The organism is Streptomyces sp. B93 (genome assembly GCF_018070565.1).
In the GTDB taxonomy this organism is placed as follows: Bacteria; Actinomycetota; Actinomycetes; order Streptomycetales; family Streptomycetaceae; genus Streptomyces.
Genome location: NZ_JAGPXL010000003.1, coordinates 131344 through 144236, shown reverse-complemented (window position 1 = coordinate 144236; position 12893 = coordinate 131344). Strand labels below are relative to the sequence as shown.

At 73.8% G+C, this 12893-nt stretch carries 10 protein-coding genes; 2 read left to right on the top strand and 8 right to left on the bottom strand.

Annotated features, from left to right (window positions below; genetic code table 11):
- Window positions 1–71: 71 nt before the first annotated feature.
- A complete protein-coding gene (locus KBY47_RS04385; RefSeq protein WP_210919546.1) occupies window positions 72–680 on the top strand; it encodes a flavodoxin family protein in 609 nt (202 codons plus the stop codon).
- Window positions 681–797: 117 nt separating this feature from the next.
- Here KBY47_RS04385 and KBY47_RS04380 read toward each other — a convergent pair whose 3' ends face one another.
- The 7 genes from KBY47_RS04380 to KBY47_RS04350 form a co-directional block, all read right to left on the bottom strand.
- Complete coding sequence (locus KBY47_RS04380; protein ID WP_210919545.1) at window positions 798–992, bottom strand: hypothetical protein; 195 nt, start codon at window positions 990–992, stop codon at window positions 798–800.
- A 20-nt stretch (window positions 993–1012) separates the two neighbouring features.
- Entirely contained in the window at window positions 1013–2014 is a 1002-nt protein-coding gene (locus KBY47_RS04375; protein WP_210919544.1) for a Ppx/GppA family phosphatase, read from the bottom strand.
- A 105-nt stretch (window positions 2015–2119) separates the two neighbouring features.
- Window positions 2120–4969 carry an NHLP bacteriocin export ABC transporter permease/ATPase subunit gene (locus KBY47_RS04370; protein ID WP_210919543.1) on the bottom strand — a complete coding sequence of 950 codons (2850 nt, stop codon included), beginning with the start codon at window positions 4967–4969 and terminating at the stop codon, window positions 2120–2122.
- A 1-nt stretch (window position 4970) separates the two neighbouring features.
- Window positions 4971–7196, bottom strand: coding sequence for an NHLP family bacteriocin export ABC transporter peptidase/permease/ATPase subunit (locus KBY47_RS04365; RefSeq protein ID WP_210919542.1), 2226 nt, complete (start codon window positions 7194–7196; stop codon window positions 4971–4973).
- Window positions 7193–7999 carry an HlyD family efflux transporter periplasmic adaptor subunit gene (locus tag KBY47_RS04360; protein WP_210919541.1) on the bottom strand — a complete coding sequence of 269 codons (807 nt, stop codon included), beginning with the start codon at window positions 7997–7999 and terminating at the stop codon, window positions 7193–7195. The genes KBY47_RS04365 and KBY47_RS04360 overlap by 4 nt, the downstream gene beginning before the upstream one ends.
- 76 nt (window positions 8000–8075) lie before the next feature.
- Window positions 8076–8291 (bottom strand): type A2 lantipeptide, encoded by a 216-nt coding sequence (locus tag KBY47_RS04355; RefSeq protein WP_210919540.1) that lies wholly within the window; start codon window positions 8289–8291, stop codon window positions 8076–8078.
- A gap of 463 nt (window positions 8292–8754) precedes the next feature.
- Window positions 8755–9168 (bottom strand): PaaI family thioesterase, encoded by a 414-nt coding sequence (locus tag KBY47_RS04350; protein WP_210919539.1) that lies wholly within the window; start codon window positions 9166–9168, stop codon window positions 8755–8757.
- Between the two features lie 187 nt (window positions 9169–9355).
- On the opposite strand from KBY47_RS04350, the gene KBY47_RS04345 reads away from it, so the two are divergent.
- Window positions 9356–10588, top strand: a complete 1233-nt coding sequence (locus tag KBY47_RS04345; RefSeq protein ID WP_210919538.1) for a S1 family peptidase — start codon at window positions 9356–9358, stop codon at window positions 10586–10588.
- A 104-nt stretch (window positions 10589–10692) separates the two neighbouring features.
- Here KBY47_RS04345 and KBY47_RS04340 read toward each other — a convergent pair whose 3' ends face one another.
- Window positions 10693–12843 carry a PP2C family protein-serine/threonine phosphatase gene (locus tag KBY47_RS04340; protein WP_210919695.1) on the bottom strand — a complete coding sequence of 717 codons (2151 nt, stop codon included), beginning with the start codon at window positions 12841–12843 and terminating at the stop codon, window positions 10693–10695.
- Window positions 12844–12893 lie beyond the last annotated feature (50 nt).

The following is a 12893-nucleotide window of genomic DNA, read 5'->3' as shown; positions in this document are numbered from 1 at the left end:
GACGGGTACCCGGGCGCCGGACGGGCATCCCGGCCGACTGGTCGGGGCGCGGGCGGGTACTCGGCGGCGGCATGAAGGCACTTGTGATCAACTGCACGCTCAAGACATCGCCGGAGCCCTCCAACACCGAGGCGCTGGCCGGGGTCGTCGTCGGGCAGCTGGAGGAGGACGGCGTCCAGGTGGACGTCGTACGCGCCGTCGACCTGGACATCGCGCCGGGGGTGACCAGCGAGCCCGTGCGCGAGGGCGACCAGTGGCCGTCCGTCCACGAACGGCTGCTGGACTCCGAGATCCTCGTCATCGCCTCCCCGACCTGGCTCGGGCGGCCGTCGTCCGTGGCCCAGCGGGTGCTCGAGCGCATGGACGCCATGCTCTCCGAGACCGACGACGACAACCGGCCCGTCGCCTACAACCGGGTCGCGGGCGTCGTCGTCACCGGCAACGAGGACGGCGCCCACCATGTGATCAGCGAGATCTCCGGCGCCCTCGGCGACATCGGCTACACCGTCCCCGGCCAGGCCTGGACCTACTGGCACCTCGGCCCGGGCCCCGGCCCCGACTACCTCGACGAGGAGAAGGGCCGCGACTGGTCGCACAGCACCGCCCGCGCCATGGCAGCCAACCTGCACGGCGTGGCCCGTGCCCTGACGGACCGCCCCCTGAGCGCCCCGCCGGGCTAGGGCCCGCGGCTTCGCCCGGCCCGCGCGGGGGCACCCCCATCGCCGCCGCCGGGGCCGCCCTCCGGGCGGACGACGGGAATGCGACGACAGGCCCTGGGCCCTGCCCTCCGCGTCCGCTCAGTCGCCCTGGGACTCCTCCTGGGCCTCGGTGTTCGGGGTGATGGCCTCGCCGGCCTCGCCCCGGTGCCGTTTCTGCTCGTCGGTGTCCCGGGTGCGGCGTTCGATCTTCTCTATCTCGCGCAGGACCTTCTCCGGCGCGGTCTCGGCGTGCTTCTCGTCGCCGCTGCCGGTGTCCGTGGTCTCGTCCGACATGGGAGCCTCCTCGCCTGCTGTCAGTTCTGTACGGTCGCGATCCGCAGCGGGACCGGCTCGGGGGTCTCCTCCGCGGACCGGGAGACCTCCGCCCACCAGGACGGGCCGTCCTCGATGTGCCGCAGCAGGATGCCCTCGCGGATCGCCCAGGGGCAGACGGTGACCGTGCGCAGCCCCGTCAGCTTCATCGCCGTGTGCCCCACCACCGCGCCGGCCAGGCTCTGCGCGGCGCGCGGTGCGGAGATGCCGGGCAGCCGGGACCGCTCGGCCGCGGGCAGCTCGGCCAGCCGGGTGATCGCCCGGCGCAGCTCCGAGCGGTGCAACTGCCGGTCCACGAAGGGCCCGTGACGGCCGGGCGCCGCTCCGCACAACCGGCCCAGCTGCTGGAACGTACGCGAGGTGACCACCGCCGTGCGCGGCCCCTCCCAGCGGATCCGGGCCGCCACGTCCCGCAGTTGGTGCCGGACCTTGCGGCGCAGCCCGCGGATCAGCTCCGGCGACGGCGGGTCCTGCCCCGCGAAGAACTCATGGGTCAGCCGGGCCGCGCCCAGCGGCAGCGACGCCGCGAAGTCCGGCAGCCGCCCCCGCCCGAAGGCCACTTCGAGCGAGCCGCCGCCGATGTCGAGCAGCGCCAGCGGTCCCGACCGCCAGCCCATCCAGCGCCGGGCTCCGAGGAACGTCAGCTCGGCCTCCACCTCGCCCGGCAGGGTGCACAGCTCGACACCGGTCCGCTCCCGGACGGTGCGCAGCACCTCCTCGCGGTTCGGGGCGGCCCGCACCACGGCGGTCGCGAAGGCCAGCGGCCCGGCGGCGTGCCAGCGCGCCGCGCTGCGCGCCGCCCCGGCGACCGCGTCGGCGAGGCGCTCCACCGCCTCGTCCGGAATCCTGCCACCGGGCTTCACCTGCTCCGACAGCCGCAGCCGCCACTTCGCGGTGTGGACCGGCAGCGGCACCCCGCCCTCCGCGTCCGCCACAACCAGCCGGACCGTGTTCGATCCCACATCCACCACGCTGATTCGCATGAGCGCGCGAGTACCCGGTCACGGCCGGTGTCAAAAGGGTCCGGCACCGTAACGGCGTGAACCGGGCGGTCGGCGGCCCGCCGGAGGGCCCCGGTACCGGGCCCGTTACGCCAGCTGACGGCGGACCAGCTCGTGCAGCCGTCCGGTGGTGTCGGCCAGCAGTTGGGCGGGTGGCCCCTGCTGCGCGATCCGGCCGTCCTCCATCACGATGACCCGGTCGGCGTCCAGGACCGTGGACAGCCGGTGCGCGATCACGATCCGGGTGGCGTTGAGCGCCTTGGTGCTCTCGATGACCGTGCGCTGGGTGACGTTGTCCAGGGCGCTGGTCGCCTCGTCGAGGAAGAGCAGGCGCGGGCGGCGGATCAGCGCCTGGGCGATCATCAGCCGCTGCCGCTGGCCGCCGGAGACCGAACCGCTGCCGGAGACGATGGTGTGCAGCCCCATCGGCATCCGCTCGATGTCCTCGGCGAGCCCCGCCAGCCGGGCCGCCGCCATCACCTCTTCCGCCGGATACGGCTCGGTGCCGCAGATCACGTCCATGATCGAGCCGGTGAAGGGCTGGGCGTGCTGGAGGACGACCCCGCACTGCCGCCGCACCGCGGACCGGTCCAGCGCGGCCAGGTCCTGGCCGTCGTAGAGGACACTGCCGGCAAGCGGGCGGTCGAAGCCGATCAGCAGGCGCAGCAGGGTCGACTTGCCGCAGCCGCTCGGGCCGACGATCGCCACGAACTCACCCGGCCGCACCTCGAAGGAGACGTCGTCCAGGACGAGCGGGCCGTCGTCGGAGTAGCGGAAGGACAGCCGCCGAGCCGCCAGCGCGCCCGACAGCGGGCCCGGCCGGGTGCTGCCCGAGCGGACCTCGGGCGCCGCGTCCAGCACTGGCTTGATCTGTTCGTACAGCGGCAGCGCGGCCACCACCGAGACGAACGCCCCGGTCACCTGGGTGACCGAGGTCAGCAGCATCGTCACCGCGGTGTTGAAGGCCAGGAAGTCCGCGGCGGACATGCTGCCCCGCGCCGGGCCCGCCAGCAGCATGAACATCAGCAGCGAGCACAGCGGAAGGTAGACCGCGCCGAGCACCGTGGTGAGGTTCTTGATCCGGCCCACCCGCTGCTGGAGTTCGCGGCTGCGCGCGAACTCGCCCGCCCAGGCCGCGTACGCGTAGTTCTCGGCCGCCGCCACCCGCAGTTTCGGCAGTCCGCGCAGGGTCTGGAACGCCTGGTTGTTCAGCTTGTTGGTGAGCACCACCAGCCGCCGCTGCCAGCGCACCTGCCACAGACCGAGCCCCAGGAACACCGCCGCGATCACCACCAGCATGCCGACCGCGGCCAGCGCCATCGGCACGCTGAACCACAGCAGCAGACCCAGGTTCATCGCGCCGACCGTGACCGACTGGGCGACCGTGGGACCCACGCCCGCGAGCATCCGGCGGATCGCGCTGATGCCCATCGCCGCGCTGGCCAGCTCGCCGGTGGAGCGGCCCGTGAAGAACCCCGTCGGCAGCCGCAGCAGCCGGTCCCACACCGCGGGCTGGAGAGCGGCCTCCACCCGGCCCTCGAGCCGGAGCACGGTCAGGTTCTGCATCAGCAGGAACGCCGCCGCGACCACACTGCCGACCAGCACCGCCAGACAGACCTGGGTGATCAGCCCGGCCTGCGCCCGCGGCACGAACTCGCCGAGCACCCGGCCCGTCGCGATCGGCACCAGCGCGCCGACCGCCACCGTCACCAGCCCGCTCAGCAGCAGCGCCCGCAGATCGCCGCCGGTGCCGCGCAGCGTGAAGCGCAGCAGGCCCAGCGGACCGAGGCGGCGGTCCGGCAGCGGCCGGTAGAACATCACCGCCCGCGGCTCGAACTCCGCCGCGTTGGCCTTCTCCACCGGGGTCCGGCGGCCGGTGGCGGGATGGACGGCGACATAGCCGCCGCGCCGCCACAGCAGCGCGACCGGCGCACCGGACAGCGCCCGGTGGCCGACCAGCGGGCCGACGTCCTCCCGCCACCAGCGGCCGGTCAGCCGTACCGTCCGGGTGCGCACCCGGGACGCCAGCGCGATGCGCTCCACCGGGTCGAGACGGTCGCTCCCGGCGCCGCCGTGCCCGGGGTCGGCCAGCGTGATCCCGACGGCACGGGCGACCAGACGGCACGCCGCGTAGGTGGCGTCGGCGTCGGCGGCCGTGACACGCCGGGCCGACGGCTTGCCGATGGCGGCCAGCAGGGTCCGGTCGGCCTGGTCGCGGACGGCCTCACCCGCCCGGATACCGGCGGCCGTACGCGTCTCGTGGCTGCGCTCCAACTGCTCGATCCAGCGGTCCAGCGTGGTCAGCAGCCGGTACTGCTGGTCGACCATCGACTGCCACACCGCCGGGTCCATCAGCAGGTCGGCCGCCGCCTCCGCGCCGTACAGCGACCCGTACTGCACGCTCCCCGGCGGCACCTGCATCCAGAACACGTCGTCGTCCCCCACGCTCGAATGAACTCGCGCGGGGGCGCCCCCGTCCTCCGCGGCCCCCTCGCCGGCCATCGGCGCCTGGAAGAGGACCGACAGCCCGCGGCCGACGCCGAGGGCGAGGGCGTACTCCAGCGGGCTGGTCGTCGGAGGGACGTACTGCGGGTTGCCGTACGCGTCGTAGGACCAGGTCTGGGTGGGCGCGGGCTGGTACAGCTCACGCAGTCCGATCCGGCGCACCACACAGCCGCGCAGCGGCCGGGCCACCAGGGTGTGCTGCGGGCCGGTCACCGGGCCGAGCAGCAGCGTGCCCGCCTCCAGCCGCCCGAGGTGATGCCAGTGCCCCCGCTGCCCGGCGTCCACCGCGAACAGGTCCAGTGCCCCGGCCGCGACCAGCCACAGCACCTGCGGCCCTTCCAGGTCGAGCCGGGTGAACCCGGCGCAGTCCACCGGGGTGCCGAGCGTCCCCAGGGCGCCCAGCACGAGGTCGCCCTCCGGTACGGACGTCATCTCACCGCTCCCTGACCAGCGCCGCGTACGCCCCGCCGCGCGCCACCAGCTCGTCGTGCCGCCCGCGCTCCACGATCGTGCCGTGCTGGAGCACCACGATCTCGTCGCTGTCGCGCACGGTGCTCAGCCGGTGCGCGATCACCACACAGGCGCAGCCGCGCCGCCGCAGATTGTCCATCACCACCAGCTCGGTCTCCGCGTCCAGGGCGCTGGTCACCTCGTCGAGCACCAGGACGCCGGGGCGGCGCACCAGCGCCCGGGCGATCTCCAGGCGCTGCCGCTGACCGCCGGAGAAGTTGCGGCCGTCCTGCTCCACCGGGCTGTGGATGCCGCCCGGCCGCCGCGCCACCACGTCGTACAGCGCCGCGTCGCGCAGCGCCTCCACCACCGCCTCGTCGGGGATCGACGGGTCCCACAGCGCCACGTTGTCGCGGACGGTGCCCTCGAAGAGGAACACCTCCTGGTCGACGAAGGAGACCGAGGCCGCGAGCGCCCCGCGCGGAACGTCCTCGATGCGCTGCCCGCCGACGCGGATCACGCCCTCCCACGGCGTGTACAGGCCCGAGATCAGCCGGGACACCGTGGACTTGCCGCTGCCGGAGCCGCCGACCAGCGCCACCTGCTGGCCCGGTCCCACGGTCAGGTCGAAGCCGCTGAGCAGCGGCTTGTCCAGCGGGCTGTAGCCGAAGGTGACGTTCGTCAGCTCGACGTGCCCGCGCAGCCGCCGGGTGGCGTCCGGACCGCCGTCGTCACGGTCGTACAGCGGGTCGGCGCGGAAGTTCTCCACGTCCTTCAGCCGGGCCACGTCCGCCGCGAAGTCCTGGATGCGGCCCGCGACGCCGTTGAGCCGGGTCAGCGGGGCGGTGAAGCGGGTCACCAGCGCCTGGAAGGCGACCAGCAGACCGACCGAGACATGGCCCTCGATCGCCCGCATCCCGCCGATCCACAGGATCAGCGCGCTGTTCACCGTCGCCAGCGTCGGCGCGACCACGCCCAGCCACGCGGTCGGCACCCCGAGCCGCTGCTGCTCCTCCATGGTGGTGGCGTGCTGCCCCGCCCACTTGCGGAAGTAGCCGTCCTCACCGCCGGTCGCCTTCATCGTCTCGATCAACTGGAGGCCGGTGTAGGCGGTGTTGGTCAGCCGTGCGCTGTCGGCGCGCAGCTTCGCCGTACGCGTCGCGCGCAGCCGTACGACGATCCGCATGGCGACGATGTTCAGCAGGGCCACGCCGATGCCGACGAAGGTGAGCTGCGGGTCGTAGGTGTAGAGGAGGACGGCGTACAGCACCACCACGATCGCGTCGACGCCCGCCGCGGCGAGGTCCCGGGCCAGCGTCTCGGCCACCGCGTCGTTGGACTGGAGGCGCTGCACCAGGTCGGCGGGGCTGCGCTGGGCGTAGAAGGTGACCGGCAGCCGCAGCAGATGGCGCAGGAAGCGGGCGCTGGACAGGGTCGAGGAGATGATCCGGCCGTGGTGCAGATTGGCCTGCTGGAGCCAGGTCAGCACCACCGTGAGCAGCACACAGGCGCCCATGGACGCGAACAGCACGTCCAGCAGGGCGGTCTGACCGCCGATCAGGAAGGTGTCGATGTAGGTCCGGCTGAGGGCGGGCACGGCGGCGCCGACCAGCACCAGCAGCAGGCTGGCGAGCACGGCCGCGGGCAGCGTCCCGGCGGTGCCGCGCAGCCGGGCGGGCATGGCGCCCCACACGCCGGGGCGGCGGCCACCGGCGGTGAAGCCGTCGCCGGGTTCCATGGTGAGGACGACGCCGGTGAAGCTGCCGTCGAAGTCCTCGAGCGACACGAAACGGCGGCCCTTGCCGGGGTCGTTGACGTACACGCCGCGGCGGCCGAGGCGGCGCCCCATGCCGTCGTAGACGACGTAGTGGTTGAACTCCCAGAACAGGATGGCGGGTGCCCGGACCTCGGCGAGCGCGGCCAGGTCCATCTGCATGCCCTTGGCGGTCAGGCCGTAGGAACGGGCCGCCTTGAGCAGGTTGCTGGCGCGTGAGCCGTCGCGGGAGACGCCGCAGGCGATCCGCAGTTCCTCCAGCGGGACATGGCGGCCGTAGTGGCCGAGGACCATCGCGAGCGAGGCGGCGCCGCACTCCACCGCTTCCATCTGGAGCACGGTCGGGGTGCGCACGGTCCGCGCCCGGGGCCGGGGCACGGAGCGTTTCGGCGGGGCGGCGCGGCGTCGGCCGCGGGTCTGCTGGGCGGTGGTCACGGCAGCAGCCAATCGACGGGACGCTGGTCGGCCAGCCGGATCGAGCCGGTGGCGAGCGTCATGGAGGTGAGGGCGTGCGGGGGGCCGTCGGCGGTGGACCACCGGTAGCCGCTGTCGGTGCCGGCGGCGGTGTCCAGGCGGACCGTGACGGCGACCGGGCGGCCGTCCTCGGTGAACTGCTCGCCGAGCTGGCTGTCGCCGAGGAACGCGGCGATCCGCTGCGCGGACTGCGGGGTGCGGTCCACCGACTTCACATGGCCGCGCAGCACGCCGTACCGCTCGGCGGGCACGGTCTGGAGGGTCAGGTCCACGGCGGCATCCGCGGGCAGGGAGGCGGCGCTGCGCGCGGGGACGTACACCGTCGCGTAGAGCGGGTCGTCCGCGTCGGCGACCTTCTCCACGGCGGCCACGTTCGCGCCGGTGGTGACGATCTGACCGATCGACACGGCGAGCGCGGTGAGACGGCCCGCGGCGAGGGTGCGCACCACGGTCTCACCGTCGGCCGTACGGACCTTCAGGACGGGGGAGCCGGCGGGGAGCCGCGCGCCCTCCTCGGCGACGATCTCCGTCACCTGCCCGGCGACCGGGCTCTGGAGGACGTAACTGCCCTGCCCGTGGGTGAGGACGGCGGGCGCGCTGACCGTGGCGGAGACGGTGCCGGTCACCGCCCACACGGAGGCGGCGGCCAGCGCGACCACGGTCACGGCCAGCACGAGCCAGCCCTGCGGGCGGGCGAGGCGCACCGGGAGATCAAGCTCCTCCGGCGACTGGAGCTTGGCGAGGGCCTGTTGACGGAACTGCACGGGAGGTACCTCGGGGCAGACCGGAGTCCCGGAACCGGAAGGCGGCTCCGGGACTCGCGGGCGCACTCGGGTGCGGTCAGAGACCGGCGACCAGGCCGGCGACCGGGGCGGTGTTCAGGCCGGTGACGCCCTCGACCGTGCCGACGGCGGTGTTCACCACGCCGGAGACCGGGGCGACGCCGTCCACCAGACCGGTGACGGTGCCCAGCGCGTTCACGTGCAGACCACCGGAGACGTTGTCCAGCTCAGCGTCCGAGATCTCGACGGTCTCGACCTGGGGGGTGGAGTTCATGATGGAACTTCCCTTCCTATGGATATCTCACAAGGGGGAGCGGCCCCTCTGGGGACAGATGGACGGCCGCCGACCGCGGGCGCCGGGCGCCCTGCCGGGTGCCGTGGCGGGCCCCGCGGTGCGATGGATCAAAGCACGCGGCCGCCGTGGGCTTCCAATCAATCACCCCGTCCCACCTGGGCAGTTGCACCCGAGTGGCGACCAACCGTGCAGAGACGCGCACGGCACCCCGGCGACTTCTTCACACCCCGCGCGGGATCGTCGCAGACGTTCTCTTGCCGGCCCGGCGGCGAATCCGGCACTCCCGTCCCAAAGACGTGTCCGGCGGCGCGCGGTTGTGCAGATCCAACGGACTCGGTGCCCCGGATGGGCAATCGGTGTGCAGATTCGCTGAAGCCGGGATTCCGCCCCCCGGTCCGAAACGGACCGTCGCCGACCGGTCACGCCCGGTGCTGACCCGCCGTCACCCCAGCAGGGCGTAGACCGTGTTCGCGCGGGCCGCCAGCTCACCCGTCGTCGCCACGCTCATCGTGATGTCGGCGAACGCCATCCGGCGGCCCACCTTGGTCAGCACCGCCTCCACCAGCACGTCCGAGCCCAGCACCGCCCGCTGGAACGACGTGGACTGCTGCACCGTCGTCATCGGCACGAAGCCGCCGCGCGCCGCCGAGACGGCGATCACCGTCGCGGTGTCCGCCGCCGCCATCAACGCCTGCCCGGACAGCCCGCCGCCCTCGCGGGCCAGCCGCTTCGACCAGGGCAGCCGCAGCACCGCCCGGTCGTCGCCCAGCGATTCCACCGTCAGGCCCAGTTCCAGGACCCACGGGGCGAAGTTGGCGGAGAGGATCTTGTCGGCCTCGGCCGTGGTCATCGTCATACGGCGATTGTTCCCGCGCGGGGTGCGCCCCGCGAGCGGCGTGACCGGTACGGGCCGTCAGCCCCGGCCCGCGAAAACGGAATTGAACGTCCCGCGCGCCCTGTCCGTACCAGTGGCCATCCAGGCGCCCCGAACACGGCGGCCGGTCCACGGCCCGCAGACCCCGTCCCCCAGGAGGTCGAGAAGGTTGAGTCACAAGCGAATTCCGAAGCGCAAGGCCGCGATCGCGGCGGGCGGCGTGGCGGCGCTCGGAGCGGCGGCCATCCTGCTGCCGCACGCCAACGCCTCCCAGGACGGCGCCTCGGACGCGACGGCCCCCAGAACCCTCAAGTCCACGGACGCCTCGGACCTCGCCGCCCAGCTCGCCGGACTCCTCGGCGACGCCTTCGCGGGCTCCTACTACGACGCCGACAACCAGCAGCTCGTCGTCAACGTCGTCGGCAACGACAACCAGGTGATCGTCCAGGCCAAGAAGGCGGGCGCGGCGATACGCCAGGTCGACAACAGCATGGGCGAACTCCAGACCGCCGCGGGGACGTTGAGGAGCGAGGCCGCCATTCCCGGCACCGCCTGGGCCGTGGACCCCCGCACCAACAAGATCCTCGTCACCGCCGACTCCACGGTCACCGGCGACAACTGGGACCAGCTGGAGTCCACCGTCGAGACCCTCGGCCCCGGCATGGCCACCCTCAAGAAGTCCAGCGGCACCTTCAAGACCTTCGCCTCCGGCGGCGACGCCATCTTCGGCGGCGGCGCCCGCTGCTCCCTCGGCTTCAACGTCACCGCCGCCGACGGCACCCCGGCCTTCCTCACCGCGGGCCACTGCGGGGTCGCCGCCGCCCAGTGGTCCGACCAGGCGAACGGGGCGCCGATCGGCACCGTCGACCAGGCCGTCTTCCCCGGCGCGGGCGACTTCGCGCTGGTCAAGTACGACGACCCGGCCGTCCAGGCGCCCAGCGACGTCAACGTCGGCGGGGGACAGCTCGTTCCCATCGCGGGCGTCGCCGAGGCGGCGGTCGGCCAGCAGGTCTTCCGGATGGGCAGCACCACGGGACTGTTCGACGGCACGGTCACCGGCCTCGACGCCACCGTCAACTACCCCGAGGGCACCGTCACCGGCCTCATCCAGACGAACGTCTGCGCCGAGCCCGGCGATAGCGGCGGCTCCCTGTTCACCCAGGACGGCAGCGCGATCGGCCTGACCTCGGGCGGCAGCGGCGACTGCACCATCGGCGGCGAGACGTTCTTCCAGCCGGTCACCACCGCCCTGGAGGCGGTCGGCGCGACCCTCGGCGCGGGCGGCGCCGGGGAAGAGGGCGACGCGGGGGCCGGGGAGCAGGACACCGGCGCCCGCGAGATACCCGGCCTCGGCGACGAGGTCGGCCTCGGTGCCCGCAAGGGCCAGACGGACAGGCACTGACCCGCCCCCACGGATGTCCACTGACCGCCCCCCACCAGCGGCAGCGGACGACGCGGTCCGGTCCTTCGGCGGAGGGACCGGACCGCGCTGTGTCCGGGGACCCGTCAGTCCCGCTCCCGCGCCCGCAACAGCAGCAGCGCCACGTCGTCGTCCCGCTCCTCCGCCGCCTCGTGCCGCACCAGGGTGTCGGCCAGCTCGTCCAGGGGCAGGTCCCCGGCCTCGGCCAGCCGCCGCCCCAGATCGGCCAGGGCGTCCTCGATGTCGACGCCCGGCGACTCGATCAGCCCGTCCGTGTACAGCACCAGCACCGAGCCGGGCGTGAGCGCGACCTCCGTCGTCGGGTAACCGGCGGCCCCGTCGATGCCCAGCAGCGGGCCCCCGGCCAGGTCCAGCACCCGTACCCGGCCGTCCGGGCGGCGCAGCAGCGGCGGCGGATGCCCGGCCCGCGCCATCACCGCCCGCCCGCGCGCCGGGTCGAGACGCAGGTACAGACAGCTGGCGAACAGGTCCGAGCCCAGGTCGATCAACAGCCGGTTGGTGCTGGCCATGACCTCCTGCGGGGACTGCCCGACGGCCGTGTACGCGCGCACCGCGGTACGGAGCTGACCCATCAGCCCGGCCGCGGTCACGTTGTGCCCCTGGACGTCCCCGATCACCGCCGCCGCCTGCCCCCCGGTCGGCACCACGTCGTAGAAGTCACCGCCGATGTCCATGCCCCGGGTCCCCGGCAGATAGCGGGCCGCGGCGTCGATGCCGGGCAGCGGCGGCAGCGAGTGCGGCAGCAGCGCCGCCTGGAGGCCGTGCGCGAGCTGGTGCTTGGCGTCGTAGAGCAGCGCCCGCTCCAGGGCGAGCGCGACCAGCCCGCCGAGGCTCGTCAGCACCGCCCGCTCGTCCGCGGGGAAGCCGTGCGGCTCGGCGTAGGCGAGCACACAGGTGCCCACCGGCCGTCCGGAGGCGATCAGCGGCAGGAACGCCCAGGAGGCGAACCCGTCCGGGGTGGCGGGCCGCGCCGGGTAGAGCCGCTCCAGCTGCTCCCGCGACTCGAAGAACGCGGGTACCCCGCTGGTCAGGGCCTGCGCGCCGGGGGTCGTCGAGTCCAGCGGCAGCCCGTCGAACTGCTCCACCATGTGCGCGTCCGGATAGCCGCGGTGCCCCAGCACCCGCAGCCGCCCGCCCCGCGTCCCCAGCAGCACCAGCGCCTGGCAGCCCACGGCGGGCGCGATCTCGTCGGCGACCAGCTGCACCACGTCCTGCACGCCCACCGCCTCGGTCAGCGCCCCGGCCATGCTCAGCACCTGGGTGATGGTCACCAGCCGGGACGGCGCGTCACCGGGCCCCGGCGCCGCCCGCGCCATCTCCGCCACCGCCCGCGCCCTGCTGATCCGCACACTCAGCCCGGTCGTGCTCGGGTACATCCGGAACGACAGCCAGTCGGCCGGCGGGCGCAGCGCCACGAACGAGGTGACCTGCTGGCTGAAGAGCGCCCCGCGGTAGCGGTCCTCGTACACCGGGTCGTTCAGCCAGGGCACCGACGCCCACAGCTGGGTGCCGAGCAGCCGGTCCGCCGACACCTCCAGCAGCTCGGTCGCCGCCGGATTGGCGAAGGTGACCCGCCCCTGCACGTCGAGGGAGCACAGCCCGTACGGCAGCCGCGCCACCATCCGGGTCGCCTCGACCGAGCCGAGGGTGCCGGACATGTTCCCGATGAGCGGCGTGGCCAGCAGGTCGGGCTCCGGGCGCAGCGGCAGCCCGGACTGGGCGGCCCGCTCCAGACGCGTCGCGAGCCTGCGGCAGGACGCCGTCAGATGGTCCCGCTCCCGGTCCGACAGCTCCGGGGCGTGCCCGCCGGGCCAGGTGACGAAGACCGCCCCGTACAGCGTGCTCTCGGACGCCACCGGCAGCGCGGCCAGCGAGAACGGGTACGGCAGCACCACGGCGACCCGGGGGAAGCGGCGCGCCATCTCCTCCTCGCCGCCGACCCAGACCAGCTTGCGGTCCCGGGCCGCCTCGGCGACCGGTATCGGCGCGGCCAGCCCCACCCGCTCCCAGGGCGCCGCGAACGACCGGGGGAGTCCCGCCATCACCGCCATCTGGAGCACCGGCTCGTCCGGCGCGAGCAGATAGACGGCGCCGGAGTGCGCGTGGACGTCGTCCATCATCGCGGCCAGCGTCAGCGACAGCAGCGGAATGCCGACCGGGAGCCGGGCCGCCGGTGCCTGCTGCCCCGGCTCCTGCACCTCGGACACGCCGACCACCTCCTCGCCGTGCCGCCGAACGGTCCCAGGGAACAAATCTCCCTCGCCGG

Excerpts from the sequence above, each read along its gene's own strand:
- KBY47_RS04350 (WP_210919539.1), bottom strand. The coding sequence starts at position 9,168 with ATGACGATGACCACGGCCGAGGCCGACAAGATCCTCTCCGCCAACTTC.
- KBY47_RS04380 (WP_210919545.1), bottom strand. The coding sequence starts at position 992 with ATGTCGGACGAGACCACGGACACCGGCAGCGGCGACGAGAAGCACGCC.
- KBY47_RS04370 (WP_210919543.1), bottom strand. The coding sequence starts at position 4,969 with ATGACGTCCGTACCGGAGGGCGACCTCGTGCTGGGCGCCCTGGGGACG.
- KBY47_RS04385 (WP_210919546.1), top strand. The coding sequence starts at position 72 with ATGAAGGCACTTGTGATCAACTGCACGCTCAAGACATCGCCGGAGCCC.
- KBY47_RS04355 (WP_210919540.1), bottom strand. The coding sequence starts at position 8,291 with ATGAACTCCACCCCCCAGGTCGAGACCGTCGAGATCTCGGACGCTGAG.
- KBY47_RS04375 (WP_210919544.1), bottom strand. The coding sequence starts at position 2,014 with ATGCGAATCAGCGTGGTGGATGTGGGATCGAACACGGTCCGGCTGGTT.